The 25,362-nt window shown below is 72.5% G+C and carries 25 protein-coding genes; 15 read left to right on the forward strand and 10 right to left on the reverse strand.

All coding sequences use genetic code 11. The features are described 5' to 3' along the window. The first annotated feature begins 3 nt into the window (after positions 1-3). Positions 4-1,203 (forward strand): KR domain-containing protein, encoded by a 1,200-nt coding sequence (locus MUY14_RS46265; RefSeq protein WP_247019424.1) that lies wholly within the window; start codon positions 4-6, stop codon positions 1,201-1,203. Here the strand turns inward: MUY14_RS46265 and MUY14_RS46270 are convergent. Continuing rightward, positions 1,192-1,575, reverse strand: coding sequence for a MerR family transcriptional regulator (locus MUY14_RS46270; protein ID WP_247019425.1), 384 nt, complete (start codon positions 1,573-1,575; stop codon positions 1,192-1,194). The two genes, MUY14_RS46265 and MUY14_RS46270, sit on opposite strands and share 12 nt — an antisense overlap. Before the next feature lie 28 nt (positions 1,576-1,603). Between MUY14_RS46270 and MUY14_RS46275 the strand changes: the two genes are divergently transcribed. Beyond that, a complete protein-coding gene (locus tag MUY14_RS46275; protein WP_247019426.1) occupies positions 1,604-2,287 on the forward strand; it encodes a methyltransferase domain-containing protein in 684 nt (227 codons plus the stop codon). A 28-nt stretch (positions 2,288-2,315) separates the two neighbouring features. On the opposite strand, the gene MUY14_RS46280 is transcribed toward MUY14_RS46275, so the two are convergent. Further along, a complete protein-coding gene (locus MUY14_RS46280) occupies positions 2,316-2,891 on the reverse strand; it encodes a TetR/AcrR family transcriptional regulator (protein ID WP_247019427.1) in 576 nt (191 codons plus the stop codon). A gap of 117 nt (positions 2,892-3,008) precedes the next feature. Between MUY14_RS46280 and MUY14_RS46285 the strand changes: the two genes are divergently transcribed. Further along, positions 3,009-4,031: an aldo/keto reductase gene (locus MUY14_RS46285; RefSeq protein ID WP_247019428.1), complete on the forward strand. Its 1,023-nt coding sequence runs from the start codon at positions 3,009-3,011 to the stop codon at positions 4,029-4,031. Positions 4,032-4,168: 137 nt separating this feature from the next. Here the strand turns inward: MUY14_RS46285 and MUY14_RS46290 are convergent, their stop codons facing one another. The 4 genes from MUY14_RS46290 to MUY14_RS46305 form a co-directional block, all read right to left on the reverse strand. Then, positions 4,169-5,365, reverse strand: a complete 1,197-nt coding sequence (locus tag MUY14_RS46290; protein WP_247019429.1) for a helix-turn-helix domain-containing protein — start codon at positions 5,363-5,365, stop codon at positions 4,169-4,171. Positions 5,366-5,382: 17 nt separating this feature from the next. Further along, complete coding sequence (locus MUY14_RS46295; RefSeq protein ID WP_247019431.1) at positions 5,383-6,738, reverse strand: helix-turn-helix domain-containing protein; 1,356 nt, start codon at positions 6,736-6,738, stop codon at positions 5,383-5,385. Between the two features lie 237 nt (positions 6,739-6,975). Continuing rightward, positions 6,976-7,887, reverse strand: coding sequence for an alpha/beta fold hydrolase (locus tag MUY14_RS46300; RefSeq protein ID WP_247019433.1), 912 nt, complete (start codon positions 7,885-7,887; stop codon positions 6,976-6,978). 411 nt (positions 7,888-8,298) lie between these two features. Further along, positions 8,299-9,501, reverse strand: a complete 1,203-nt coding sequence (locus tag MUY14_RS46305; protein WP_396126672.1) for a PucR family transcriptional regulator — start codon at positions 9,499-9,501, stop codon at positions 8,299-8,301. Positions 9,502-9,689: 188 nt separating this feature from the next. Between MUY14_RS46305 and MUY14_RS46310 the strand changes: the two genes are divergently transcribed. Both MUY14_RS46310 and MUY14_RS46315 read left to right on the forward strand, forming a co-directional pair. Beyond that, positions 9,690-10,886, forward strand: a complete 1,197-nt coding sequence (locus MUY14_RS46310; RefSeq protein WP_247019435.1) for a helix-turn-helix domain-containing protein — start codon at positions 9,690-9,692, stop codon at positions 10,884-10,886. A 599-nt stretch (positions 10,887-11,485) separates the two neighbouring features. Continuing rightward, positions 11,486-12,190 (forward strand): GNAT family N-acetyltransferase, encoded by a 705-nt coding sequence (locus MUY14_RS46315; protein ID WP_247019436.1) that lies wholly within the window; start codon positions 11,486-11,488, stop codon positions 12,188-12,190. On the opposite strand, the gene MUY14_RS46320 is transcribed toward MUY14_RS46315, so the two are convergent. After that, complete coding sequence (locus MUY14_RS46320) at positions 12,080-12,613, reverse strand: GtrA family protein (RefSeq protein ID WP_247019437.1); 534 nt, start codon at positions 12,611-12,613, stop codon at positions 12,080-12,082. The two genes, MUY14_RS46315 and MUY14_RS46320, sit on opposite strands and share 111 nt — an antisense overlap. A gap of 39 nt (positions 12,614-12,652) precedes the next feature. Between MUY14_RS46320 and MUY14_RS46325 the strand changes: the two genes are divergently transcribed. Further along, the gene (locus MUY14_RS46325; protein ID WP_247019438.1) at positions 12,653-13,255 is read left to right on the forward strand and encodes a hypothetical protein; all 603 of its coding nucleotides are present in this window, start codon (positions 12,653-12,655) and stop codon (positions 13,253-13,255) included. On the opposite strand, the gene MUY14_RS46330 is transcribed toward MUY14_RS46325, so the two are convergent. Continuing rightward, positions 13,256-14,452, reverse strand: coding sequence for a lipase family protein (locus MUY14_RS46330; protein WP_247019439.1), 1,197 nt, complete (start codon positions 14,450-14,452; stop codon positions 13,256-13,258). Further along, positions 14,449-15,015, reverse strand: coding sequence for a hypothetical protein (locus tag MUY14_RS46335; RefSeq protein WP_247019441.1), 567 nt, complete (start codon positions 15,013-15,015; stop codon positions 14,449-14,451). The genes MUY14_RS46330 and MUY14_RS46335 overlap by 4 nt, the downstream gene beginning before the upstream one ends. Positions 15,016-15,334: 319 nt before the next feature. Between MUY14_RS46335 and MUY14_RS46340 the strand changes: the two genes are divergently transcribed. The 9 genes from MUY14_RS46340 to MUY14_RS46380 all read left to right on the forward strand — a co-directional run bounded on the left by MUY14_RS46340 (position 15,335) and on the right by MUY14_RS46380 (position 23,686). After that, complete coding sequence (locus MUY14_RS46340) at positions 15,335-16,561, forward strand: DUF6801 domain-containing protein (protein WP_247019443.1); 1,227 nt, start codon at positions 15,335-15,337, stop codon at positions 16,559-16,561. A 65-nt stretch (positions 16,562-16,626) separates the two neighbouring features. Further along, positions 16,627-17,691 (forward strand): DUF6801 domain-containing protein, encoded by a 1,065-nt coding sequence (locus MUY14_RS46345; RefSeq protein WP_247019445.1) that lies wholly within the window; start codon positions 16,627-16,629, stop codon positions 17,689-17,691. 116 nt (positions 17,692-17,807) lie between these two features. After that, positions 17,808-18,242, forward strand: coding sequence for a YciI family protein (locus MUY14_RS46350; RefSeq protein ID WP_247019447.1), 435 nt, complete (start codon positions 17,808-17,810; stop codon positions 18,240-18,242). Beyond that, positions 18,128-19,573 (forward strand): RNA polymerase sigma factor, encoded by a 1,446-nt coding sequence (locus MUY14_RS46355; RefSeq protein WP_247019449.1) that lies wholly within the window; start codon positions 18,128-18,130, stop codon positions 19,571-19,573. Before MUY14_RS46350 ends, MUY14_RS46355 begins: the two co-directional genes overlap by 115 nt. Positions 19,574-19,683: 110 nt before the next feature. Continuing rightward, positions 19,684-20,880 (forward strand): PP2C family protein-serine/threonine phosphatase, encoded by a 1,197-nt coding sequence (locus tag MUY14_RS46360; protein WP_247019450.1) that lies wholly within the window; start codon positions 19,684-19,686, stop codon positions 20,878-20,880. Then, the gene (locus tag MUY14_RS46365) at positions 20,877-22,397 is read left to right on the forward strand and encodes an ATP-binding protein (protein WP_247019451.1); all 1,521 of its coding nucleotides are present in this window, start codon (positions 20,877-20,879) and stop codon (positions 22,395-22,397) included. Before MUY14_RS46360 ends, MUY14_RS46365 begins: the two co-directional genes overlap by 4 nt. After that, entirely contained in the window at positions 22,394-22,834 is a 441-nt protein-coding gene (locus MUY14_RS46370; RefSeq protein ID WP_247019452.1) for a response regulator, read from the forward strand. The genes MUY14_RS46365 and MUY14_RS46370 overlap by 4 nt, the downstream gene beginning before the upstream one ends. Before the next feature lie 34 nt (positions 22,835-22,868). Next, the gene (locus MUY14_RS46375; RefSeq protein ID WP_247019453.1) at positions 22,869-23,225 is read left to right on the forward strand and encodes an STAS domain-containing protein; all 357 of its coding nucleotides are present in this window, start codon (positions 22,869-22,871) and stop codon (positions 23,223-23,225) included. A 32-nt stretch (positions 23,226-23,257) separates the two neighbouring features. Further along, a complete protein-coding gene (locus MUY14_RS46380) occupies positions 23,258-23,686 on the forward strand; it encodes an ATP-binding protein (protein WP_247019454.1) in 429 nt (142 codons plus the stop codon). Between the two features lie 42 nt (positions 23,687-23,728). Here MUY14_RS46380 and MUY14_RS46385 read toward each other — a convergent pair whose 3' ends face one another. Further along, positions 23,729-25,351, reverse strand: a complete 1,623-nt coding sequence (locus MUY14_RS46385) for a phospholipase C (protein ID WP_247019455.1) — start codon at positions 25,349-25,351, stop codon at positions 23,729-23,731. Positions 25,352-25,362 lie beyond the last annotated feature (11 nt).

Consider the following 25,362-nt stretch of genomic DNA (forward strand, 5'->3'; position numbering starts at 1 on the left):
CCGGTGGAGGACGAACGCGCGTTGTCGCCGGGCGTCCCGTTCGCCACCCGGGCGTTCGAGGTGACCTGGCCCGAAGCCCCGTTGCCGCCGGCGCCGCCTCTGCCGCCAGGGTCGTGGCTGCTGCTCACCGACGAGCACCCGGCCGCGCTGGCCCGGGCCGTCGCGCTCGCGCTGTCGCTGGCCGAGACCGGGGACGAGGCCCTTTCCCTGCCCCAGGACGACTTCGGCGAGCTGCCCGGGTTCCTGGCCGGCCGCCGGGTGCGCGGCGTCGTGTTCCTCACCGGGGCCCCGCACGCCTACCACGATCCCGAGGACGCGCGCGAACTCCTGCAGGCGGTCTCGTCGGTGGTCGCGCGGCTCGACCGCGGCGTCCGCTTCCACCTGGTGACGCAGGCGCGGGGCGAGCCGGGGCTGGTGTTCCTGCGCGGGCTGATCCGGGTGCTCGCCTGCGAACGCCCGGACCTGCGGGCCAGCATCGCCGACTTCGACGTCCGGTCCACTGTGGACGCGATCGCACGGGAACTGCGCGCGGACGCGCCGGAAGACGAAGTGCGCTGGCGCCACGACGTCCGGTACGCGGCGCGGCTGACGCGGGTTCCGGTCGCGCCCGAAGTGCCGGCCGGGCCGGGGGCGTACGTGGTCACCGGCGGGTTCGGCGCGCTCGGACTGGCTACCGCGCGGTGGCTGGCGGACCACGGAGCCACCCGGATCGTCCTTTCCGGACGGCGCGGCGGGGTGGCCGACCTCCCCGGCGTTGACGTCGTGGTCGTCGCCGGTGACCTCGCCGACTCCGGCGTCGCGGACCGCTTGATCGCCGAAGCGACGGCGGGTGGCGTGGCGTTGCGGGGGATCGTGCACGCGGCCGGGGTGTTCGCCGAGGACGCCGAGATCGTGTGGCGGGCCAGGGTGCTCGGTGCGCGTCGGCTGCACGAGGCGATCGCGGAAATCCCGCCGGTCTGGTGGCTGCTGTGCTCGCCGGCGACGGCGCTGTTCGGTTCGCCGGGCGGGGTCGGGGACGCGACGGCCGACGCGTGGCTGGACGCGTTCGCGGCCTGGCGGCGCTCCCGCGGGCTGCCCGCGGCGATCACCCGGGTCGGCACCGGGCAGCTCTCGCCGGCGGTCTGGCGGCCGTACTTTTCTTCCGTGCTTGAGGAATTCGTGCACCGGACCGACCTGTTCGGGGAGGACGCGTCAGGCGTCTGACGGCAGCCGTCCGGCCAGCAGGCCGCGGAAGTGCGGGCAGGTCATGATGTCGTCGTGCGGGCAGGGGCCGCCGCCGAGCAGGTCGAGCGCGGCCTGCGTCCGGGCGAGCCGGGCTTCCAGCCGCCGCCGGTGCCCGGCCAGCAGTTCCTCGCGCGCCGACGCGGTCGGGGCGGCCAGCACCGCCCGGATGTCGGCGAGCCCGAGGCCCGCCTCCTTCGAGACCAGGATCGCCGCGACCCGGTGCTGGTCGGCATCGCTGTAGCGACGGCGGTTCCCGGCGCGTGCGGGGGCCAGCAGCCCTTCGGCCTCCCAGTGGCGCAGCACGTGGGACGGCACCCCGAACCGGGCCGCCACCTCGCCTATTGACTTCATGCCGACATTAAGTCCCAAGATGGCGGCCATGTCCACGTTGCTCGCTCTCCTGGATTCCTTCGACGACCGGCCCGCCGCCCGCGACCTGCGCGAACTCACCTACCGCGGCCTGACGGGCACGGTGGTCGACGTCGGCTGCGGCGGCGGGCGCGCGGTCGGCGAGCTGGTCGCCCGCGGCGTCCGCGCCATCGGCGTCGACCTGAACGCCGCCATGGTCGAGGCCGCCGCCGAGCGCTGGCCGGCGGGCGAATTCCACGTCGCCGACGCGACCGCGTTGCCCCTCGGCGACGGCGCGGTCACCGGCTACCGCGCCGACAAGGTGCTGCACGCGCTCCCCGATCCCGGGGCGGCGGTCACCGAGGCCCGCCGGGTGCTCGCTCCGGGTGGCCGCGCGGTGCTCACCGGGCAGGACTGGGACGCCATCCTGATCGACTCCGACGACCCCGGCCGCACCCGCGCGCTCGTCCACGCCCGGGCGGACCGGCTGCCGCACCCGCGGGTGGCGCGGCGCTACCGGAACTTGTTGCTGGACAACGGGTTCACCGGCGTGACGGTGGAGGTACGCACGGCGGTCTGGACCGACGCCGCGTGCCTGCCGATGCTCGCCGACCTCGCGGGCGAAGGCGACTGGCTCGACGAGCAGACGGCGAGAGCCCGAGACGACCGCCTGTTCGTGGCGCTCCCGTTCGTGGTGGCGGCCGGCGTCCGCTGAGCCGGCCGGGCGATGCGCGGTGGAGGGCTCACGCTTCGGCGGCGCCGTAGCGGAGGCCGTCGACAAGGACGGCGACCATGCGCCTGCCGTGCCCCGGCTCGCGCCCGGGTGCGGGCTGGCACAACAACGCGATCGCGTGCAGGAGGTCCTCGGCGCCGAGGTCGCCGCGGATCGCACCGTCGGCGGCCGCCGCGTCGAGCAGAGCCGTGAGCGTAGGCCCCAGCCGCTCCATGAAGTAGCCGGGCAGCCCCTCGAACGCCGGATCGCCCGAGTGCAGGGCCGAGGCGAGCCCGCGCTTGGTCCCGAGGAGCTCGACGAATCGGTCGATCCAGAGCGAAAGCGCCCGCTCCGGCGGGTGGGCGGCGCTCAGCTCGGGGCCGGCGTCGGCGACGGCGTCGATCCCGGTCCGCACGACGGCCTTGACCAGGTCCGAGCGTTGCGGGAAGTGCCGGTACAGCGTGCCGACGCCGACTCCGGCGAGGTCGGTGATCTCCTTGGCCGGCGCGTCCACGCCGGAGGTGGCGAAGACCGTCCGCGCCGCCTCGATCAAGGCCTCGACGTTGCGCTGGGCGTCGGCACGCCGGCGTCGGGTGTCCTGGGTCACTTCGCCCCTCTCGGTTGCGTAACCGGAAAGCCTTTCCGTATAGTTCCGGAATAGCTTTCCACTTACGGCCAGCGTACGGCATCCGCGCCGGCCGGCACCCCGACGGGAAGAGACCCCATGCACTACCGCACCCTCGGCCGGACCGGGATCAAGGTCAGCCCGTACGCGCTCGGCGCGATGATGTTCGCGACGTCCTTCGGCAACCCCGACCCGGACGACTCCGCCCGCATGATCCACAAGGCATTGGACGCGGGCCTCAACTTCATCGACACCGCCGACGCCTACGGCGACTCCGAAGAGGTCGTCGGCAAAGCGTTGCGAGGCCGCCGCGACGACGTCGTGCTCGCCACCAAGTTCGGCCGCCAGGTCGGCGGCGACCCGCGCCACCAAGGCGCCTCCCGGCGCTGGATCGTCACCGCCGTCGAGAACTCGCTGCGGCGCCTGCAGGTCGACCACATCGACCTCTACCAGCTGCACCGCACCGATCCCGCGACGGACGTCGAGGAAACGCTTTCCGCGCTGACCGACCTGCTCCGGACCGGCAAGGTCCGTGCGATCGGCACCTCCCAGAGCCTCGCGTCCGACATCGTCGAGGCCCAGTGGGTCGCCGAACGGCGCGGCCTGGCGCGGTGCCGCGCCGAGCAGGCGGCCTACTCCCTCCTCAACCGCGGCGTCGAACGCGAAGTGCTGCCGCTGGCCCAGCGCTTCGGCATGGGCACGCTGATCTGGGGCCCGCTCGGCCAGGGACTGCTCACCGGGCGCGTCCGCAAGGGCGAGCGGAACGACCTGCGCCGGGCCCACCTGCTCAAGCACCTCAGCGACGAACGCCGGCTCGACGTCGTCGAGCAGCTCGTTCCGCTGGCCGCCGAAGCGGGCCTGCCGATGACCCACCTCGCGATGGCCTTCGTCATCGCCCACCCCGGCGTCACCAGCGCGCTGCTCGGCCCGCGGACCATGCCCCAGCTCGACGACCTGCTGGCCGGCGTCGACGTCCGGCTCACCGATGACGTCCTCGACCGCATCGACGAAATCGTGCCGCCCGGCACGAACGTGGGCGCGCTCGACCAGAACTACCAGCCGCCGGCCGTGCACGAGCCGGGCCTGCGCCGCCGTCCGCTCGCCGAGCGCGCCGCGGCCTGAGCCGGGGACGGGGACGGGGACGGGGACGGGCCAGGATGCGTTGGCCGGTACGGATGCGACGCCCTCGACGGTGTGTCCGCGCAGGCGGCGGCCGGAACCGCGGCCGCCGGCCTCGAGGTCGCTTGCGCGTGACCCGGCTACATCAAGGTCGCGCGCAGAGCCAGGATCATCTCGAAGCGGTCGTCCGGGTTGCGGAGGTGGTCCTCGAACAGGGTTTCCAGCTCCTGCGCCCGGGCCCGGACCGTCTGCGGGTGGATCGCCAGCCGGTCCGCCACCTCGCGGACGTTGCCGCACGTCTCCAGCCACGCGAGCAGCGTGCCCGCCAGGCGGTTGTACTGCTTCGGCGTCAACGCCGTCAGCGGAGCGAGCCGGCGGCGGCAGACCTCCGTGGCGAGGAACGGTTCCTTGCGCAGCCACAACGTCGCGAGGTGGTCTTCGCACCAGGTCAGCGGCTCGTCCGGGAGGGCGTCCGCGGCCACCAGGCGCAAGGCCTCCTGCGCCGTCGCCAGTGACCGGCCCGCCTGGCGGGGCGGCACCGGCGGCCCGACCGCCGCGCGGTGCCCGGCCAGCGCGGCCGTCAGCGCGTCGCGGTCTTCGGGGGCGGCCAGCAGCAGCCGCGGTGTCCCGTCTTCGAAGTCCTCCAGCGCGTTCAGGCCGCTGACGTCGGCGGCCTCGTCGAGTGCCACCGCGACCAGCCGGTGCGGCAGCGGCCACTCCGCCGCCGTCGAGGCTTCCTGGACCGTCCGGGACGGCGACGGCGGGTCCGCCAGCAGCAGGTCCAGCAACCGGCGGCGCCGTCGTTCGAGCGCACCCGCGGCACGGGCCTGCGCCGCCGCGTGACCTTCGATCGACAACGCCGACAGCTCGTCGATGTAGGCGAAGATCGCCTCGGCCAGCAGGCACAGCGTCGCCGACGGCACGCCGGCGCGCGTCCCGACCTCCGCCATCCGGCGCCAGGTCACCCGCGCGCCGACCCGGTAGGCCGCCTGCAGGACGTCGAGGTTGCGGCCCTGCGCGAGCTCGTGCACGCCGAGCCCGACGAACAGCTTCCGCCGGTCGTCGGGCGCCGGGCCGGACGCGGCGATCCGGTCGATGAACTGCAGGATCGCCGCCTGCACGCCGGCCCGCAGCGCCTTGCCGAACGCGCCGTCGAGCGGCCGCGCGTAATCCGGGATGGTCCGCTGGATCTCGCGCAGCACCTCGTCGGCGACGTCCAGCAGCCGCGGCCGGAACACCGCGGCCAGCTCCCGGGGGAGCAGGGCCCACAGCTGGCCCGGCCGCCCGTCGCCGCCGAGCATCGGCCCGTACGTCGTTTCGACGGGGGGTCCCGTCATCGCCCACCTCATCGTGGTCAGGAACCTAGGAGAGCCTCCGCGCGCAGGGCGATCTCCATGTCGAGCCGGTCGTCGGCGTTGTTCAGCCGGTCGCCGAACAGGTCGATCAGCTGGTGCATGCGGTACCGCACGGTCTGCGGGTGCACCTTGAGCCGTTTCGCGATCTCGGGCGCGCTGCCGCGGGACTGCAGCCAGATCAGCAGCGTCTCGCCGAGGCGCGCCCGCTGCTTCGGGGTGAGGTCCTTGAACGGCTCCAGGCTGCGCGAACACAGCTCGCGGACCAGGAACTCGTCGGCGAGCAGCCACAGCGTGGACAGGTGGTCGGTGCAGCGCGTCACCGGTGCGTCCGGCAGCACGCCGCGCTGGACGAGCTTCAACGTCCGGCGCGCCCAGAGCAGCGACCGCGGTGCGTCGGTGAGCCGCACGGTCGGGCCGACCACCGCGCGCCAGCCGCGCAGCCGCTCGGACAGGTTGGTCAGGTGCTTGGCCGGGTCGCCGGTGACCAGGCACGGTTCGCCGCCCTCGAGGTCGACGAGGACGTCGGAGTGCAGGTCCGGCGCGGTGAGGCTGTGCTGGTCGGCGCGGGGTTCGAGGGCGACGACCGTGACCTCGGCCGGCAGCGGCCACTGCGCGGTGGCGGCCTGCGCGGAGATGGTCTGCGGTGCGGACGGCGGATCGGCGAGCAGCAGGTCGAGCAGCCGTCTCCGGCGGCGCGCCCGGGTGCCGGCGGCCCGCGTCTGGGCCGCCGTGTAGCCCTCGATCGACAGCGCGGAGATCTCGTCGACGTAGGCGAAGATGGCCTCCGCGCTGGTGCACAGCGTGTCCGCGGCGAGGCCGGCGGCCTGCCCGAACTCCGAGATGTGCCGCCACGCGACCCGCCCGCCGACCCGGTACGCGGTCTGCAGGCAGTCGAGGCTGCGGCCTTCGTTGAACTCGATCTTGCCGAGGTTGCGGAACACGGTCGTCCACGTCTCGAGCGGGACGGCACCGGGGGTGCCGACACTGTCGAGGCACTGGATGATCGACTGCCGCACACCCTGGGTGATGATGTGCCCGAAGGCGCCTTCTAGGGGCTGGCGGTACTCGGGCACCGCCCGCTGGACCTCCTGCAGGATGGCGCGGGCGAGCGGGTCGACCCGCGGTTTGAACCGCACGGCCAGTTCGCGGGGCAGCGAAGCCCACAGCCCGATGGCGCCGGAAGCGCGCCCGTGCTGGGGGTCCGTCGGGGTTCGAGGGGCGGGTGGGTAGGCGGGCCGGGGCCGGTCGGCCGACACGGACTGCTGCCGGTGAGCCGGTCCGGAAGAGCGCTCGCCGGGATGAGGCCGGTTGACCCGCAGTGCGGGGCCGGCGAACCCGGTGTCCACGTCGGTCATGTTTTTATCCTTGCTGGCAACAAAATCAGCCTCTTCGTCGTCGAAGCCGATCCAGATTTTGTGGCTCAGGCAACATAATTTCGCGCGAACGGCACTGTCAACGGGTTCTCCGCTGACTTCGGGGTAACCCGTCCGGACTACACCCGAACGGGTGGAACGGCGCGAGGGGAGGTGACACTTCCGCCGCGGGCCGATGGTGCGCGGGTGACAACTTTTCCGGCGGCCTTTTCGGACGGCTCAGCCGGCCAGGAGGCGGGCGACGACGTCGTCGAGCGTCAGCCGCGCGGGCGTGGTCCCCGAGACGAACTCGTTCAGCAGCAGGCAGAACCCGTCCGGGTCGGCCACGTGCGGAAAGTGTTTCACGTTTTCCAGCACCGTCAAGCGGCTGTCCGGCAGCAATGTCGCCGTCCGGCGCCCGTGCGCGGCCGGGATCAGCGGGTCGCGCGCGCCCCAGACCAGCAGCATCGGCACCGACTCGGCCAGGTAGAGCTTCTCCACGGCGCTCGCGCGCTGGCCGCGCAGGTCGATCAGGCTGCGCGCGATGGCGAGGAACGCGCGCCGCCGCCCGGGGTCGGCCAGCGAGCCGAAGTGCCTGGCCAGTTCCCGTGTTTCAGGTTTCAACGATCCCCCGAGCCGGCGGCCGGCCCGTGCCACGGCCCGAGCGAGGGCGAGCGTCCACCGGTTGACCGTCAGCGCCAGGAAGACCGGCGCCCCCGGCAGTGCGGTCGCCCGCAGCACGGGGCTGACTTCCGGGCCGAGGCCGGCGCTGCCGACCAGGACGAGCCGGTCGCACATTTCCGGGAACTGGTAGGCGAACTGCATCGCGATGCCCCCGCCGAGCGAGTGGCCGACGACGGTCGCGTGCCGCACGCCGGACACCGCGAGCACGTCCCGCACGATGCTGGCCATCGCGCCGAGGCCGTAGTCGGTGCGCGGTGCGTCGGAATCCCCGTGCCCGGGCAGGTCCGGGGCGAGGACGCGGCGGCCGAGCCCAGCGCACCGCTGCAGCACCGGCGCCCAGGTTTCGGCGCTGCCCGCGATCCCGTGCAGCAGCACGATCGCTTCGTCGCCGTCGTCCGTCGCGGGCAGGTGCTCGTGCACCCGGACGCGCCGGCCGTGCAAGGTGAGGTCGTGAGTTCGGAGTGTCATCGGCGCCCTTTCTCGCGGAGCCGAAAATAGGGCATCCGACTACTTCCGCCGATGTGGTGAAGACCACCCCGGCGAAATCCGCACCGAGCATGACAAGAAATTTTGCGGAAAGACGCGCACGCGTGCGGGTTTCCGGGAAGCACGGGGAAAGTGTATCGACATTCCGGTGGTATCCGGGTAATTCTCGAAGGCATGGTCGCAATGACGCACCGGACGCGCTGATGTCCTGCCGCGCGAGTATTCATTTCGCCCCGCCCCTGCCGCGCCGCCGCCCGGGGCACCGTCCCTGGCGCCGGGTGCTGCCGATGCCGGTGCGCACGCTGGACCGCGTGCTGAGCGGGCCGTCACACGCACGGGGAGCTGCGCAGGGGAACCGCTGAGCACCTGCGCGGGCGAGGCGTGCTGGGTGCTTCAGCTCTCCGGGGGCCGGTGGGCGCGCATCAGCCGTTGCGCGCGCAAGGCCAGCTGCATGCCCAGGCGGTCGTCCGCGTCCTTCAACCGGTCGCCGAACAGCTCCTCCAGCTGGCGCAAGCGGTTGCGGACCGTCTGCGGGTGCACCCCCAGGCGCTGGGCGATCTCCGGCGCGCCACCGCGGGTCTCCAGCCAGGCCAGCAGGGTCTCGCCCAGCCGGTCACGCTGCTTCTCGGTCAGCGAAGCGAACGGGTCGAGGCTTTGCCGGGCCAGCTCCGCGGCCAGGAAGTCCTCGGCCAGCAACCAGAGCGTGGCCAGGTGGTCGCGGCACCAGATGATCGGGCCCGGGGTGTCCGGGCCGGACAGCGACAGCGCGCGGCGGGCCGTGCGCAGGGCGGCCGGGGCGTCGGCCAGGGGCACCGTCGGGGAGACCGCCGCGCGCCAGCCGTCGAGCTTGGCCTCCAGCGGGGTCAGTTCCGCGTCGGGGTTGCGGGTCAGCAGGTGCGGCTCGGGGCCGTCGAGATCGGCCAGGACGCCGTCGCCGAGCAGGTCGGCGGGGAAGTCGGCCGCGTCCGGGCCGCGCTCGAGGGCGACCATCGCCGCCGTCTCCGGCAGGGGCCAGCCCGCGCCGCCGGCCAGCTCCGCGATGCTGCTCGCAGCGCCTTCCGGGGCCTGGACGATCAGCTCCAGCAGGCGCCGCCGCCGGACCGGGACGGCGCCCTCGGCCTTCGCCTGCGCCTCCTGGTAGCCCTCGATCGCGGTGGCGCACAGCTCGTCGACGTAGGCGAAGATGGCCTCCGCCGCGACCGAGATCACGGCCGGGTCGACGCCCGCCGCGACGACGCCGGGGTGCATCGCCCGCCAGGCCACCCTGGCCCCGAGCGTGGCGCTGTCCTGCAGCGCGTCGAGGTTGCGGCCTTCGGTGAACTCGATCCGGCCGCGGCCGCGGTAGAACTCGATCCAGTGGTCGTGGGACAGGGCCGGCTCGCCCATCGAGTCGACGCAGTGCTGCACCGCGTACTCGACGCTCTTGACCAGGACCTTCCCGAAGACGCCCTTGAGCGGCTGGCCGTAGGCCGGGACCGTGCGCTGGACCTCCTGGATCATCGCGGCCGCGGCGTGCCCGACGTGCGGGCGCAGGCCCGCGCCGAGCGCGCGTGGCAGCGAAGCCAGCAGGCGGAAGCTGCGGTACTCGACCACCAATCCCCCTTCGAGTCCGGTGTCGGCTGAGCGTATCCGACCGGTGCGTGACTGAATAATCAACGACTGGTTCCCTGAAAGGGTGACGCGCACCCGTCCTTTTGACACGGACGGGTGGGCGTTCTACGCTCCGTGTCAGGTGGCGGGGTTATTTCTGAGGCGCCAATTCCCAGTGGAGGACTGAATTCCCCATGCGCGTTCCCGCTGCCTCGGACGGCTCCGTGTGGGCCCGCCTGCCGCACGAACTCGGCGACGTCGTGCGCCCGCGGATCCCGGAGATCGCCCGGGCCTGCGTGGACGCCATCGCCGCCGAGGTTCCGGAATATTCCGGGAGTTTCGCCCCCGGCCCGGCGCGCGTCGCCGCGATCGAGCAGACGCGGCGCGGGATCGAGCGCGACATCGACCGCGTCGGCACGCCCGCGATGTGGCAGGCCGACCGGCTCGCCGAGTTCCGCGGGCACGGGCGCGCGGCGTTCCACAATGGCCTGAGCCGCGAGGCCGTGCAGGCGGCCGTGCGCGTGTCGAGCCGCGTGACGTGGCGGTGGATCGCCGACACCGCACGGGAAGCGGGCCTGTCCGGCGACGTCCTGTACGGCGCGGCCGAGGGCATGTTCGCCGACGTCGAGACGTCGATGGCGGCGGTCGCGGAGGGCTACAGCGCGGCCGAAGCGGCGGTGTCCGGCACCGGCGAACGCCACCGCCGCGTGCTGCGCGCCCTCCTGGGCGGCCGCACACCGGCCGAAGTGGACGGTCTGGTCGCCGCGTCCGGGCTGCCGGCGCCGTCGCGCGTGGCGGCGGTGGCGTTCCGGGCGCTGCCGGGTGCCCCGGAGTTCCCGCCGGGCCTGCTGCCCGAGCACGTCCCGGCCGACCCGTCGGGCGACCCGCCGGCCGCGCTGACCTCGGCCCCGGACACGGACCTGGCCGGGCTGTCGGCCCTCCCGGCGGGCTGGACGGCGGCGGTGGGCCCGCTGGTGCCGGTGGCGTCGGCCCCGGAGTCGTTCCGGGTGGCCCGCCGCGCGGTCGATCTGGCGGCGCGCGGCCTGCTGGACGCGCCGGGCCCGGTGGTCTGGTGCCGCGACCACGTGACGACGCTGCTCCTGCTGGCGGACGAGTTCCTGGTGGCGCAGCTCGCGGAGACGACGCTGGAGCCGCTGTCGAGCCTGTCCGGACGCCGCCGCGAGCAGCTGGCGGAGACGTTGCTGGCGCTGGTCCAGACCCGGGGGAGCGCCCCGGAGCTGGGCCGCCTGCTCGACCTGCACCCGCAGACGATCCGGGCCCGCTTGAAGAAGCTGTCGGAGCTGTTCGGAGCGCGCCTGGACGACCCGGGCGAGCGCCTGCGGCTGGAGTTGGCGCTGTTGGCGGAGCGGGCGTTGCCGGGTCGCGACTGACGCGGTGCTTGCCGCGCCGGATGGCTTGGTCCGGGGCGCGGGATTGGTGCTGGGTCGGATCCGGGGGAGCGGCTGCGGATGGAGCTGGCGCTGGTGGCGGAGCGGGCTCTCCCGGACCGCGACTGGCGAGACGTCATGAACGACTCTTTCCTGTCGTCAGGCGTGGTGAACGACTCGTTCATGACGTTGTCGCGCCGAGTGGTCTGGCGCGGGGCTGGGGCGGACCCGGGAGAGCGCCTGCGGCTGGATCTGGCCCGCTGGCGGAGCGGGCGTTGCCGGGCCGCGAATGGCGAGACGTCATGAACGACTCTTTCCTGTGGTCAGGCGTGGTGAACGACTCGTTCATGACGTCGCCGCGCCGAGTGGTCTGGCGCGGGGCGCGGGGCTGGGCTGGGCCCAGGGGAGCGTCTGCGGCTGGAGTTAGCCCGCTGGCGGAGCGGGCGTTGCCGGGCCGCGACTGGCGAGACGTCATGAACGACTCTTTCCTGCCGTCAGGCGTGGTGAACGACTCGTTCATGACGTCCCCGCCCCGAGTGGCCTGGTCCGGGACGCGGGGATTGGCTCTGGGGAAGGGGCCACGCCGGTCCTAAGCTCCCGGCATGACCGGATCGCGCACCGAGCGGCTGCGGCAGGCCGGCGGCAACGCCGTCGCGATGTGGACCGCGCTGGCCCGGGCTCGCGGGGACGGGGTCCTCGAACGCCCCGGCTTCGCCGCGATCGACGGCCGCCGGTTCCGGATCATGCTGCGCACCGGTGAGCCGGACGGGGACACCACCCGGGAGCTCACCGAACTCGCCCGGGTCAAGCGGGCCGAGGGCCGGGCCGTCGTGGTCGAGGATCCCTTCCGCGTGCTCGAGCTCCACCACCTCGGGATGACCGCGGGGCGGCTGCCGGTCATGGTCCGCGAACCCGCGCCCGTGCCGGACGAAAGGACCGTCACCCGCGTCCGGACCGCCGCGGAGCTGGCCGTGGCCGAAGCTGTCGTCGTCGACGGCTTCCCGCTGGAGGAGTACCAGCCCCTCGAACCCGGCACGGTCTTCCCCCACGTGCTCCTGGACCAAGCCGTCTTCGTCAAGGGCGGCGAAGGCGCCTGCGTCACCATGGATCACGGCGGCGTCGGCGGCGTCTACTGGGTCACCACACTGCCGGAACACCGCTCGAAGGACGTCGGGCGGGCGCTCATGCACGCCGTCCTACGGCACTTCGAGGACCGTCCCGTCACGCTGACCGCGGCCCGGGCCGGGAAGTCGCTCTACGACAAGCTCGGGTTCACCGAACTGGGGGACGCCAACTGGTGGCGCTGACCGCGGGAAGACCCACCGCCGGTAGCCGTACCAGCGGAACGCCGTCCCGCACAGCGTGCCCAGCACCATCCCCGCGACGAAGTCCGCGATCTCCTGCGCCAGGAAGCCCACGTGCGGCTCCTCCAGCCGCAGCACGTACCGCGACACCAGCGGCGGCACCAGGTTCACGGCCACCGCACCCGCGTTGACCACGAAGAACAGCGTCGCCTCGCGCAGCCGCTGGTGGCCGCCGCGGCCGGCGAACGACCAGCGGCGCGACAGCAGGTAGGCGAACGCCGTCGAGGCGATCGTGGCGAGCGCGAGCGCCGTCACCGGCTTCTCCCGGAACACGGTGAGCTTCAGGCTGTAGTCGCCCAGTAGGGTGACCCCGTACGCGGCCAAGCCGACGACGGCGAAGCGGAGCAGCTCTCGCGGCTCGGGCATGGTTCCTCCAGGTGACGCCGACAGGGTGGAGGTCTTTCGATGGCACGCAAGGGCGAGGGGAGCGAGCTGCCCTCGGTCGCCGAACTGGTGGACCTCTCGCAGACGAGGCCGCTGATGATCCGCGGTGACCTCGACGCGAAGCTCGCCGAGGAGCCCGCGCCAGAACCGGAGACCAAGCCCGACCCGCTCGCCATCCTCGACGCCGAACTGGCGGCGCCGGAGCCCGCGGACGAGCGCCCGCAGGACGCTCCGCCCGCCGACACCTCGCGCCGGACCAAGCCGTTCATCCTCGCCGCCGGCGGGGTCGTCGCGCTCGGGCTGGCCGCCGTCGTGCTGTTCCAGCCGCACCAGGTCGGCGGGACGGCCGTGCCGCCGCCCGGGGCCGGCGCCCCCGTTCCGCCGCCGACCTCCAGCGAGGCGGTGGAGACGATGAGCGCGTCCGCCGAAGCGCCGCCGCTCACCGCGGAGGTGCACGACTCCCCGGCCAGGAAGCCGAGCGCGCCCGCCGTCGCGGGCCGCAAACCCGCGGGTCCCGCGACGACGGCGCCGCCACCGCCGGACCAGCAGGACCAGTGGCGCGAATACGTCAGCTCGGTGATCAGCTCGTGGCAGCAGCGCCCGCACGGCGGGCGCACCCGCTGATCAGCAGTTCGAGCTCGCCGGCTTGCCGTCGATCCGGTCCTTGACGAAGGCCAGGACGTCGGCGTTGCCGGTGTAGACCAGCGTGATGTGGTCGGTGTCGTAGGTCTTCCACGTCTCGGCGACACCGGCCGCGCAGTACGCCTTGTGCAGCGCGTCGGCCTGCGCGAACTGCACCAGCTGGTCGCCGGTGCCGTGGTACTGGAACACCGGCACCTTCGGCGGGGTGCCGCCGAGCTTGTTCTCGTTCAGCCGGGCCACCCACGCGGGCTTGATGTAGCCCGGGCCGGTCGTGTAGTCCGCGATCTTCTGGTTCGCGTACGTCGTGAGCAGCTCGAACGTGCATGCGCTCTGCTTCATTTCGGCGAGCTTCGCGCGGCCGTTGTCGCTGAGGAACGAGTCGAGCTGCAGCTCGGGGTAGGCCTGGTCGAGGCCCACCAGTGCGTAGGCGAACACGCCGAACCCGAACTTCCCGTCGAGCTGCAGCGTCACCTGGACCAGGTCCGCGGGCACCCCGCCGGCCGCGATCCCGACGAGGTTCAGCTCGGGTGCGTACGCCGGCTGCAGCTCGCCGGCCCACGCCGCGGCGCCGCCGCCCTGGGAGTAGCCGCGGAAGACGACCTTCGCCGCCGGGGACAGCCCGGCCGCGGTGAGCCGCTGAGCCGCGCGGACGCCGTCGATCACCGCCGGACCTTCGGCGCGGCCCACGACGTAGGTCGTCTTCGGCGTGCTCTGGTAGCCCTCGTAGTCCGGGACGGTGACGGCGTAGCCCGCGTCGAGCAGGTCGTCGAGGCCGGGCTGCTCGTAGAACGCGCCGATGTCGATCATCTTCGACGGCGTGCACGCGAACGCGGGGCCGTGCGTGCCCGGGTCGAACGAGACGATCGGGGCGGTGGCGCGGTTCGCGGTCTTCGGCACCAGCACGGTGCCGGTGACCGCGTCGGGCTGCCCGAGCGCGTTCGTCGACAGGTACATCACCTGCCACGCGTCGACCGACGCCTTGCGCGGGCCCGCGTTCGACGGGCGCCAGCGGAGCACGTCGCCCGGCTTGCCCGCAGGCAGCGGGGACGGCGGCGTGTAGAAGGAGTCGTCGGCCGGCCCGGTCCCGGCCGCGGGCGCGGGGGCCGCCGAAGCGGCGGGGGCGAGCGCCGTCGCGAGGACCAGCGCCACCAGCGCGGCGAGTCCGCGGCGGGCGCTCACGCGCCGCTCCCGTAGACGCGCTTGCAGGTCGCGGACTCGCTGAAGGCCAGGTCCAGCTCGGGGTTGGCCTTGAGGTCCTTGATCGGGCCCTCCGGGTCGGCGAGCTGCCCCATGGTGGCGTCGGCTTCGGAGATGACCTTCCGCAGGCTGGCGTCGTCGGTGACCTTCGCCTGCTCCATCTTGGCCTTCGTCTCGCCGACCTTGGTCTTGGTCGCGGTGAGGTTGCCGGTGGCCTTGTCCACTGCGGACTGTCCATCCGGGACGGGCGGGACGCCGGCGCCGCGGATGCCGCCCGCCATGTCGTCGAGGGCGGAGCCGAGCCTGCTCAGGAAGTCGACCATCGCGTCGCGGGTCTTCACCGGGTCGGCGCTGTCGACCGCCGGTGGCTGCGAAAGCTTCGCCGAGCCCGCCGCCACCCCGGTGCACACCTTGTCGACCCAGGCGAGCGCCGCGGGGTCGGCGTGGCGGCCGGGGTCGGCCGCCGGGGCGTCCGAGCCACAGGCGGCGCACGACAGAAGTGCGGCCGCCGCCATTGCGAGCACCGCGCTGTGCATTCTTTTCATGGGTTTCGAAGCTACGCGGCGCGGTTGTCCGCGAGCAAGGAGAGAATGACCGGTTGGCACCTCCGTCAACATTCGGCGGCGGGGACTTGTCACGTGCGTCAGCGGTTCGGTGACGGCGCTGTGCTGGGGAAACCTTCCTCCGTCTGCTAGGAACCCGGCCCGGCCGACGTGCCCGTGTGACAATTTGCGGGTGTGGCGTGGCGTTTTCACCAAAAGCTCTTGATTGCCGCCATCCGCGCTCGTTAGCTTACGGTCGGTCGCGATTCTCGCAGAATGTGCGCGCCGTTTCGTATCACTGTTGATACACGGAAGGACCATCGTGAGTCACCCAAGAGGCAAGAAGAAGACGGTCGCGGCCGCCGCGGCCACGGCGGCGGTGGGGCTGGTCGCCACGGCACTCGTGCTCGGGGCGCAGACCAGTGCCGCCGACCCGATCTCGCTGACGCTGAACTACCACTGCACGCTCCCGCTGGTGGGTTCGCAGTCGCTGAAGGTGGTGATCAACACCGATCTGCCGACCACCGTCAACACCGGCCAGCCGACCGGCGCGTTCGACATCAAGGCCGTGTCCACGATCAACGCGGACACCGTCGCCGGCCTCAGCCTGATCGGTGCCACGACGATCGAGGGCACCGCGACGGCGGCCGCGACCGTCGCCGCGCCGAGCCTCAACCTGCCGGTGAACGTCCCGATCACGCTGGAGAAGACGAACATCCCGGCTTCGGGTGAGCTGAACATCAACGCGTCGGGCAAGACGCCGTCGCTGACGTTCACCCAGCCCGGGCAGGCGAAGATCACCGTCGGCGACCTGAACCTCAAGGTCACCCCGCGCAAGGCCGACGGCTCGGTCACCGGCATCACGCCGGACGGCACCATCGACGCGCCCTGCACGCAGGACGCCGGCCAGAACAACACCCTGGCCACGATCACCATCGCGGGCGGTGGCGGCACGACCCCGCCGACCACGACCCCGCCGGTGACCACGCCCCCGACCACCACCCCGCCGGTGACCACGCCGCCCACCACGACCCCGCCGGGCGGCGGCATCAAGTACTCCTTCGGCATCACCGGCCAGACCGCGCTGAAGTCCCTCGGCAGCACCGCGCCGATCAAGGGTTCGTTCGACGCCGACGTCAACCTGTCGGCCAAAACGTTCGTCGGCGACCTGAAGCTGGACCCGACGCACACCGACTTCAAGCTCCTCGGCTTCCTGCCGGGCAGCTCGGACGTCAAGGTCGTGCAGAACGGCCCGCAGACCGGTGAACTCGTCGGCACCGGTTTCAAGGCGCACATCAAGTTCGACACGTTCCTCACGCAGGTCAACCTGTTCGGCTTCCCGATCAGCAGCGACCCGAAGTGCGGCACGGTCAGCCCATCGACCAGCGAGATGACCACCGGCCCCGACTTCGACCTGCTCAAGGGCGGGAAGCTCTCGGGCACCTACTCGCTGTCCGCGCTGCAGAACTGCGGCGCGTTCAACGACTACATCAGCGCGTTCGCCAAGAGCGACGGCAACTCGCTGGACCTGGTGCTCGCCAAGAAGTGACCCGAACTGCCGGCCCCCGTCGCGCCGCGGCGGGGGCCGGTGCCATGCCCTCGAAGGGAGAGCCCGTGCGGAAAGCCCGGTCGTTGCTCGCGGCGGCCCTCGCCTGCCTGGTGCTGCCGCTCGCGGCCGTGCCCGCGCACGCGTCGACGCCGATCACCAAGAAGCTGAGCTACACCTGCCCGTTCCCGTTGATCGGGCGGCAGAAGCTGGACGTCGAGATCAAGGCAGCGTTCGACGTCCCGTCCGCGCCGGGGGGCACGTTCACCACGGCGGACCTCGCGGTCTCGGTGACCGTGCCCGACAAGTCCACCCGCGGCCTGGCACTGGTCGGCGCGGCGAGCATCGAAGGGACGGCGTCCGCAGGGGTGACGCTGACCAACGGCCCGCTGACGCTGCCGCTGGCCCTGCCGCTCACGGTGGCGAAGACGGCGGTGCCGTCGTCGGGGCCGTTCACCACGCCGGCGACCGGCTCGGTCCCGCCGGTGCAGCTGCCGAACGCGGGCAAGACCGCGCTGACGATCGGCGGCTTCAGCACGCGCCTCACGCCGAAGAAGGCCGACGGGTCGTTCACCGGGCTCGGCTCGTTCACCTCGGACTGCACGCTCGACGCCGGCCAGGACCCGGTGCTGCTGAGCTTCGACCTCGGCAGCACGCAGACCCGGCACGACTACGGCGTGACCGGCTCGACGACGCTCAAGGCCCTGGGGGCGACGGCGCCGCTCACCGGGTCGTTCGCCGTCCCGGGCTTCGCCGCGGCGTTCGACCCGGCGAAGGCGGAGTTCAAGGTCTTCGGGTTCGTCCCCGGGACGGCGGATCTGCGGTTCACCCCCGACGGCCCGCAGACCGGCGAACTCACCGGGGACGGGTTCGTCGCGCACGCGAACCTCGCGCTGGCGGTGCCGCAGGTGACGCTGTTCGGCCTGCCGGTCGCCGACGCGGGCTGCCGGGCGAGCGCACCGATCTCGGTGGACCTGCGCACGGGCACCGGCTTCGCGCTCGCCACCGGCGGCCCGGTGACCGGCGGGTTCGCGATCCCGGCGCTGACCGGCTGCGGCACGTTCACCGCGTACCTGAGTTCGCTGTTCCAAGGCGACGGCAACACGTTCGCCGTCACCTTGGCCGCGCGCTGACCGGCCGGCACGCGTACGTCGCCGAGACGAACTCCGGACGTCCGTTGTTCCGAGCTGTCGATTTCGCCGACTCTCGCGTGACGGGGTAGGAAAGGACCACGACGAGAGGAACGGACTTGCCGAAGGAGATCGTGGACCGGCACATCGGGCTGCCGGACCGGATCGGCGAGCCGGGCGGGAAGGTGACCGCGGGCTTGGCGCTGCAGCCCGACGAGACGGCCACCGCCCTCCGCGGCGACCTCGTCACCGACGGGCCGTTCGTGGAGACCAGGGAGGTGCTGGCCGGGGTGTACCTGCTCGAGGCCCACGACCTCGTCCACGCGCTCGCCTGCGCGAAGCTGACGCCGGTCGCCGAGGGCGGCGTCGAGGTCCGGCCGCTGATCGACTTCCAGGTGGTGCCGGACTGCGTCCCGCCGCGGACGCCGTCGCCGCGGCGGTGCGGGTCACCCGCGACCTCGACGAGGCCGAGGAGGCCGTGCAGGACGCCTGCCTGCAGGCGCTGCAGCGCCGGGCGCGCGACGGCGTCCCGGACCGGCCCGGCGCGTGGCTGACCACGGTCGCGCGCCGGACCGCGCTCAACGGCGTCCGGCACCGGGAAGTGCTGCGGCGCAAGCTGCCGCTGCTGGTCGAGCCCGAGGCGACCGAGCCGCCGGAGCCGGCCGGCCCGATCCCGGACGACCGCCTGCGGCTCGTCTTCACCTGCTGCCACCCGGCGCTCGCGCAGGAGGCCCAGATCGCGCTGACGCTGCGGCTGGTGTGCGGGGTGGCGACCGCCGACATCGCGCACGCGTTCCTGGTGCCGGAGCCGACGATGGCCGCGCGGATCACGCGGGCGAAGAAGAAGATCGCGGCCGCGAGCATCCCGTACGCGGTGCCGTCGGCCGCGGACCTGCCCGCGCGGGTGTCGGTCGTGCTGACCGTCGTCCACCTGCTGTTCTCGGCCGGGCACACCGCGTCCACCGGCACCGGCCTGGTCCGCGACGAGCTGACCGGCCGCGCCCTCGACCTGGCGCGGATGCTGCGGGCCCTGCTGCCGGCCGACACCGAGGTCGCCGGCCTGCTGGCGCTCCTGCTCGTCCACCAGGCCCGCCGCACGACCCGGACCGACGGCACGGGCCGGTTGCTGCGGTTGGCGGAGCAGGACCGCACCCGCTGGGACACCGCGTCGATCGCCGAGGCCGACCGGCTCGTCGTCGAAGCGCTCAAGAGCGGGCCGCCGGGGCGGTTCAGCGTCCAGGCGGCGATCGCGGCACCGCACGCGCTGGGCTTGGGGCCGTCCCCGGTGGTGGCGCTCGACCGCGCGGTCGCACTGTCCATGGTGGACGGTCTGGCGGCGGCACTCGGCGAGCTCACCCGCCTGGAGTCCGACGGCAGGCTGGTCGGCTACCGCTCCTTGCCCGCCACGAAGGCGGACCTGCTGCACCGCCTCGGCCCTCCTGAACACTCACGAGGGCCTGAACAGCAGGACGAAGCCCGCGCCCGAAAGGACCAGCGCGGCCAGGAAGAACGCGCCGTGCCCGTAGGAGCGCGTCACGACGTCGCCGACCAGCTGCACCACCAGGTCCACGATGCCGAGCGCGCCCACGACCGCCAGCGCCGTCCGCATCCCCTTGACCCCGCGGTGCACGCCGTACACCAGAAGCGCGAAAAGCCCCGCGCAAAGCACGTACGCCAGCACCACGACCGGCATCGGCAGAGCCGCCTCCACCGGGGTGCGCCGGCCGCCCAGCAGGGAGCCGAGGAGCCAGCACGCGGTGGCTCCCCACCAGGCGAAAGCGGCTCGGGACGCGGGCACGCCCGGAGCGTAGGCCGGGCGAGCCCGGATCCGGCACGGCCACGAACCGAACCGTTACCCACCCGGTGTCGCATCGGGGTGCTATAAAGCGCTACCCCGGTGAGACCGGTTCCGCGGCCGTAGTGGGCCGGCGCCGGTGCCGCTAGGGTTGATCGTCTGGATGTGCTGGCTCGAGGGCAGCCGAACGGGAGAAGCCGGTGACCGCCGCGCACGACTCATCGTGGAATCCCGGCACCCGCCTGCGGGTGCTGCTGATCGAGGACGACGACGGCGACGCGCTGCTGGTCGAGGAGATGCTGGCGGACACGTCCGTGCCGTTCTCGCTCGAACGCGTCGAAACGCTCGCCGCCGCGCTGGTCGCCCCGCTCACGGCCGACTGCGTCGTGCTCGACCTCCAGCTGCCCGACGCGATGGGCCTCAGCGGGCTGACGAAGCTCGTCCAGCACGCGCCCGGGGTCGCCGTGGTCGTCCTGACCGGGCAGCACGACCAGGCCACCGGCGTCGCCGCGGTCGCCGCCGGCGCGCAGGACTACCTCGTCAAGGACCAGGTGGACGGGCCGCTGCTGGTGAAGGCGCTGCGCTTCGCCCGTGAACGCAAGCGCGCCGAGCAGGTCGAGCAGCAGTTCCTCCAGCAGCAGCTGCTCGCCCGGGAGAACGCGCGGCTCGAACGCGGCCTGCTGCCCGTCCCGCTGCTGCGCGACCCGCACCTCGACCTCGCCTCCCGCTACCGCCCCGGCCGCAACGGCTCCCTGCTGGGCGGCGACTTCTACGACGCCGTCGAGCTCGCCGACGGCAGCGTGCACATGATGATCGGCGACGTCTGCGGCCACGGCCCGGACGAAGCCGCGCTCGGCGTCGCGCTGCGGATCGCGTGGCGCTCGCTCGTGATGGCCGGCCTGCCGATGGCCGACGTGCTGAGCATGGTCGAGCGGGTACTGGTGAACGAGCGGATCGAGCCGCTGTTCGCGACCGTCTGCATGGTCGTCGTCGCGCCGGACCGAAGATCCTTGCGCCTGTCGCTGGCCGGGCACCTGCCGCCGCTGCTGCTCACCCCCGGCGACGGGCACCTGCTCGACGGCGGGCGCGTCGGCGTCCCGCTCGGCATCGTCGAGGGCGCGAAGTGGGACTCCCTCGACGTCCAGCTGGAACCGGGGTGGTCGCTGCTGCTCTACACCGACGGCGTCTTCGAGGGCCGCGTCGGCGCCGGGTCCGAACGGCTGGGCCACGAGCGGATGGCCGAGCTCGTGCTCGACATCCTGCACCGCGGCGGGCTCGACGGCACCGACCTGCTCGACGAACTGATCGCCCGCGCCGAGCGGTTCAACTCCGGCCCGCTCGACGACGACGTCGCCCTCGCCCTGCTCAGCCACGACCCCGGGGAGCCAGCCCGATGACCGCTGACGCACGGGGCTGGTCGATCGGCCGCTGGCTGACCCTGCTCGCCGTCGCCGAAACCGTCCTGCTCCTGGCCGCGCTGATCGGCGGCGGGATCGCGCTCAACAACCTCACCGACGCCCGCAACCGCCTGCTCGACGTGATCGGCCCGCAGCGGCTGGCCGCCCTCCAGCTGTCGACGGCGCTGCTGAACCAGGAAACCGGCGTCCGCGGCTACCAGCTCGGCCGGCAGCCGGACTTCCTCACGCCCTACACCGACGGCGTCCGGGCCCAGGCCGACGCCGTCGGCCAGCTGCGGCAGTCCGGCGTGGTCCCGGGCACCGAGCTCGGCGACGACCTCGACGCCGTGCTGCGGGCGGCCCAGACGTGGCAGGCCACCGCCGCGCCCACCCTCCTGCCGGGCGCGCCGGTCGTGACGCCGGCCGAGGTCGAGCGCGGCCGGGAGCAGTTCGACGCGGTGCGCGCCGCGATGACCGCCCAGCTCGACCACCTCTCCGCCGTCCGCGACGCCGGGCGCGCCCAGCTCGACGCCGCGGCGGACCTGCTGACCGCGATGCTCGTCGCCATCGCCGCGCTGCTCGTGGTGCTGTTCACGGTGCTGTCCATCGGGCTGCGGCGGGTCATCACCCGGCCGATCCTCGACCTGGCCGGCGAGGTCCGGCAGGTCGCCGACCAGGACGTCCACCACCCGGTGCACGGCAGCGGGCCGCGGGAGATCGCGCAGCTCGGCGCCGACGTCGAAGCCATGCGGCAGCGCATCCTCGACGAGGTCGCCGAGCTGGAGCGCGCGCACGCGCTGCTCGACAAGCGCACGCGCGAGCTGGAGCGGTCCAACGCCGATCTGGAGCAGTTCGCCTACGTCGCTTCGCACGACTTGCAGGAACCGCTGCGGAAGGTGGCCAGCTTCTGCCAGCTGCTCCAGCGGCGCTACCAGGGCCTGCTCGACGAGCGCGGCGACCAGTACATCGAGTTCGCCGTCGACGGCGCGAAGCGGATGCAGGTCCTCATCAACGACCTGCTCGCGTTCTCGCGGGTCGGCCGCAAACCGGGCGAGCACGTCCTCGTCGGCGCGGACCGGCTGGTCGACGACGCGCTGGCGAACCTGGAGGTCGCGCTCTCGCTGAGCGGCGGCAAGGTCGCCCACGTCGACCTGCCCGAGGTGCGCGTCGAACCGGCGCTGATGACGGCGGTGTTCCAGAACCTGATCGGCAACGCGCTGAAGTTCAAGGGCGAGGCGCCGCCGGAGGTGCGGGTCACCGCCGAGCGCGACGGCGGCGACTGGGTGTTCTCGGTGTCGGACAACGGGATCGGCATCGACGCGGAGTACGCCGAACGGGTGTTCGCGCTGTTCCAGCGCCTGCACACGAGGTCCGCCTACCCGGGCACCGGCATCGGTCTCGCCCTGTGCCGCCGGATCGTCGAATACCACGGCGGCCGGATCTGGCTCGACACCGAAGCCACCGAAACGACCTTCCGGTTCACCTTGCCGGCCCGAGCGGACAATGGGGAAGCATGACGCAGGCACCTGCTCCGATCGACATCCTGCTCGTCGAGGACGACCCCGGCGACGTGCTGATGACGCAGGAAGCGTTCGAGCACCACAAGATCCGCAACGCGCTGCACATCGCGGCCGACGGTGTCGAGGCGCTCGAGTTCCTCAACCGCGAGGGCCGGTTCCGGGAAGCGCCGCGGCCCGGGCTGATCCTGCTCGACCTCAACCTGCCCCGCAAGGACGGGCGGGAGGTGCTCGGGGAGATCAAGCGGGACCCGGACCTGCGCACGATCCCGGTCGTCGTGCTGACGACGTCCGAGGCGGAGGAGGACATCGTGCGCAGCTACGAGCTGCACGCCAACGCCTACGTCACCAAACCGGTCGACTTCGAGAAGTTCATCGAAGTGGTCCGGAAGATCGACGACTTCTGGGTCACCGTCGTGCAGCTCCCGCACCGGTAGCCGTTTGCCCGGGAGTGGTGCACCATAAGGGGCCGTGACGCCTTCCTCCCGGGATCTCCCCGCCACCGACCTGGCGGTCACGCTCGACTGGCGGGGCCGGGCCGCCGTGCTGGGCGTGGCGGGGGAGATCGATCTGCTCAGCGCGCCGGAGTTCGAGGAAGTCGTCGACGCGGTGCTGGCCGAGGGTCCGGAGACGCTGGTGGTCGACCTGCGGTCGGTGACGTTCTTCTGCTCGGCGGGCCTGCAGGTGCTCGCCTCGGCGCACCGCAGGCTGGCCGAGCGCGCGCTGCGGGTGGTGAGCGATTCCCCGGTGACGTCCGGCCCGCTCAAGACGACCGGCCTCGACACGTGGATCAGCGTCCACCCGACGGTCGGCGAAGCGCTCGGATGACGGCCCCCGGTACGGAAGAAGGGCGAGCCCCGATGCACGAACCCGCCGGGTCGTTCCGCCGCCACGGCGTCGAAGCGGCCCCCGAGGCACTGCGGCGGCTCCGCCACGACCTGATGGCGTGGGTGCTGGCGGCGGGCGTCGACGAGGCCCGGGCGCGCGACATCGTGCTGGCCGCCTACGAAGCACTGGCGAACGTGGCCGACCACGCCTACGACGGCGCGGGCCCCGGCGTGGTCGACCTGGACGCGCGGGCGCACGAGGACCGGATCGAAGTGGTGATCAGCGACCACGGCCAGTGGCGCACCCCGGTGGTCGACCCGCGCCCGGTCTCCCCGCGGGGCCGCGGGTTGCTGCTGCTGCGCGCGAGCGCGGACCGCGCGGACATCGCCTCCGGCGAGGGCGGCACGGTGGTCACCCTGACCTGGGACCTCAAGCCTTCCGCCGCGGCCGGTCGTGAGTGAGAAACGGTGTTCTGACCCGGTTTCCCACTCACGACCCGCGGACTAGCTGTGGGTCACCGCACCCGTCTTCGGGTCGAGGGTGACCTTCTTGGCGCGGGGCCACCAGAAGTCGAACATCCCGTCCAGCGATCCCGCGCGGGAGTCGAACGACGAGTCGCCGATCCGGCCGGCGAACCAGTTGTCCTCGATGAACTTCAGCACCGAGGTCTGGTCCGTCAGCGTGTGGTCGACGTGGTTCACCTTGCTGTACGGCGAAATGACCAGCAGCGGCAGCCGCGGGCCGTAGCCGCAGCGGTCCGCGTAACCGCCCAGCTTCGCCGGCTTGCCCGTGCAGACCGCCTGGTCCTGCGCGGCGTCGTGCGAGCCGTTGATCACCTTCGGCGCCTGGTGGTCGTACCAGCCGTCGGAGTCGTCGTACGCCAGCACGATCGCCGTCGACTTCCAGTCCGGGGACTGCTGGATCTTGTTGATCTCGCCGGCCACGAACTGCTGCTCGTCGAGCGGGTCCGAGTAGCCCGCGTGGCCGTCCTGGTACTCCGGAGCCTTCAGGAAGCTCACCGCGGGCATCGAGCCGGCCTTGAGCGAGTCGTCGAAGTCCGAAATGTCGTACTGGTGGTTCGCGCGGTCGGTCTGGCCGATCGCCTGCACCGACGACGGCGCGAGGTGCTTCGGGTTCGCCGTCGACGGGTAGTACTGGAACGGCTCGTGGTGCGGGCTGTAGTCCACGACCGCGTTGCCGCCGACGTTCGTGTGGGTCTGACCGCACACCGCGTAGCCGTTGGCCGAACCCGTCGGGCGGAAGCCGCCCTGGAACCAGCCCCACGTGACACGGCGCTGGTTGAGCAGGTCACCGATGTTCCGGCCGTGCATCGTGGCCAGGTTGTCCTTGCTCGTGTGGTTCTTGCCCGAGCAGTCGTCCCACGCCGGGTCCGGGTCGTTGATCATCGTGCCGACGCCGTTCGCGTCCGGCGACTGCACGGCGTAGGCGTCGCTGACCGGCTCGTGCGTCACCGGGTCGACCGCCTGCACGCCGTGGGTGTTGCCCGAGATCAGGTTCAGCGCGCCCGGCGTCGACGGCCCGAAGTTCGTGTCGAACGAGTTGTCGTTCAGCGCGTAGTTCTGGGCGTAGTTCCACATGCCGGTGACGGTGTTGCCGTCGTAGTAGTCCATCACCAGGCCGGGCTCGCCGAACAGGACCGGCTGGCCGGTGCACTTGTCCGTTTCGGTCTTCTCGACGAACTTGTCCATCTTGCCGCCGTTGAACGCGGCCTGCTCGGCGCCGTAGTTGTGGTTCTGGTCGCAGGTCAGCGCCTGCTCGTGGGTGAGCCGCTTCGGGTTGTACGCGTTCGGGTTGTCGGTCAGCAGCTTCTTGTCGAGGCCGTTGACCTTCGGGGTGCCGTGCGCGGCGGTGAACGGGGTGCCGTCGGTGTTGGCCGCGTTCGGGTAGGTGCCGAAGTAGTGGTCGAACGAGATGTTCTCGCCGAAGATGACCACGACGTGCTTGATCGGCGTCGACGTCGGGATCCAGTGCGCGGGGAAGAGGTTCAGTGGTTGGGCTTCCGCCGCGGTCGACGCGGAGCCGGTGACGATGGCCAGCGTGGCCACCGAGGCGAGGGCCCCGGCGCCGAGCAGGCCACGCCGTCGCCGGCGGGTTCTCTTGTCCACAGTGGAGATTC

The organism is Amycolatopsis sp. FBCC-B4732, assembly GCF_023008405.1.
Taxonomy (GTDB): Bacteria; Actinomycetota; Actinomycetes; order Mycobacteriales; family Pseudonocardiaceae; genus Amycolatopsis; species Amycolatopsis pretoriensis_A.

Coding starts and splice junctions, on each gene's coding strand:
- MUY14_RS46270 (WP_247019425.1), bottom strand. CDS start 1,575: ATGAAGTCAATAGGCGAGGTGGCGGCCCGGTTCGGGGTGCCGTCCCAC.
- MUY14_RS46275 (WP_247019426.1), top strand. CDS start 1,604: ATGTCCACGTTGCTCGCTCTCCTGGATTCCTTCGACGACCGGCCCGCC.
- MUY14_RS46285 (WP_247019428.1), top strand. CDS start 3,009: ATGCACTACCGCACCCTCGGCCGGACCGGGATCAAGGTCAGCCCGTAC.
- MUY14_RS46290 (WP_247019429.1), bottom strand. CDS start 5,365: ATGACGGGACCCCCCGTCGAAACGACGTACGGGCCGATGCTCGGCGGC.
- MUY14_RS46295 (WP_247019431.1), bottom strand. CDS start 6,738: ATGACCGACGTGGACACCGGGTTCGCCGGCCCCGCACTGCGGGTCAAC.
- MUY14_RS46300 (WP_247019433.1), bottom strand. CDS start 7,887: ATGACACTCCGAACTCACGACCTCACCTTGCACGGCCGGCGCGTCCGG.
- MUY14_RS46310 (WP_247019435.1), top strand. CDS start 9,690: ATGCGCGTTCCCGCTGCCTCGGACGGCTCCGTGTGGGCCCGCCTGCCG.
- MUY14_RS46315 (WP_247019436.1), top strand. CDS start 11,486: ATGACCGGATCGCGCACCGAGCGGCTGCGGCAGGCCGGCGGCAACGCC.
- MUY14_RS46320 (WP_247019437.1), bottom strand. CDS start 12,613: ATGCCCGAGCCGCGAGAGCTGCTCCGCTTCGCCGTCGTCGGCTTGGCC.
- MUY14_RS46325 (WP_247019438.1), top strand. CDS start 12,653: ATGGCACGCAAGGGCGAGGGGAGCGAGCTGCCCTCGGTCGCCGAACTG.
- MUY14_RS46335 (WP_247019441.1), bottom strand. CDS start 15,015: ATGAAAAGAATGCACAGCGCGGTGCTCGCAATGGCGGCGGCCGCACTT.
- MUY14_RS46365 (WP_247019451.1), top strand. CDS start 20,877: ATGACCGCTGACGCACGGGGCTGGTCGATCGGCCGCTGGCTGACCCTG.
- MUY14_RS46370 (WP_247019452.1), top strand. CDS start 22,394: ATGACGCAGGCACCTGCTCCGATCGACATCCTGCTCGTCGAGGACGAC.
- MUY14_RS46380 (WP_247019454.1), top strand. CDS start 23,258: ATGCACGAACCCGCCGGGTCGTTCCGCCGCCACGGCGTCGAAGCGGCC.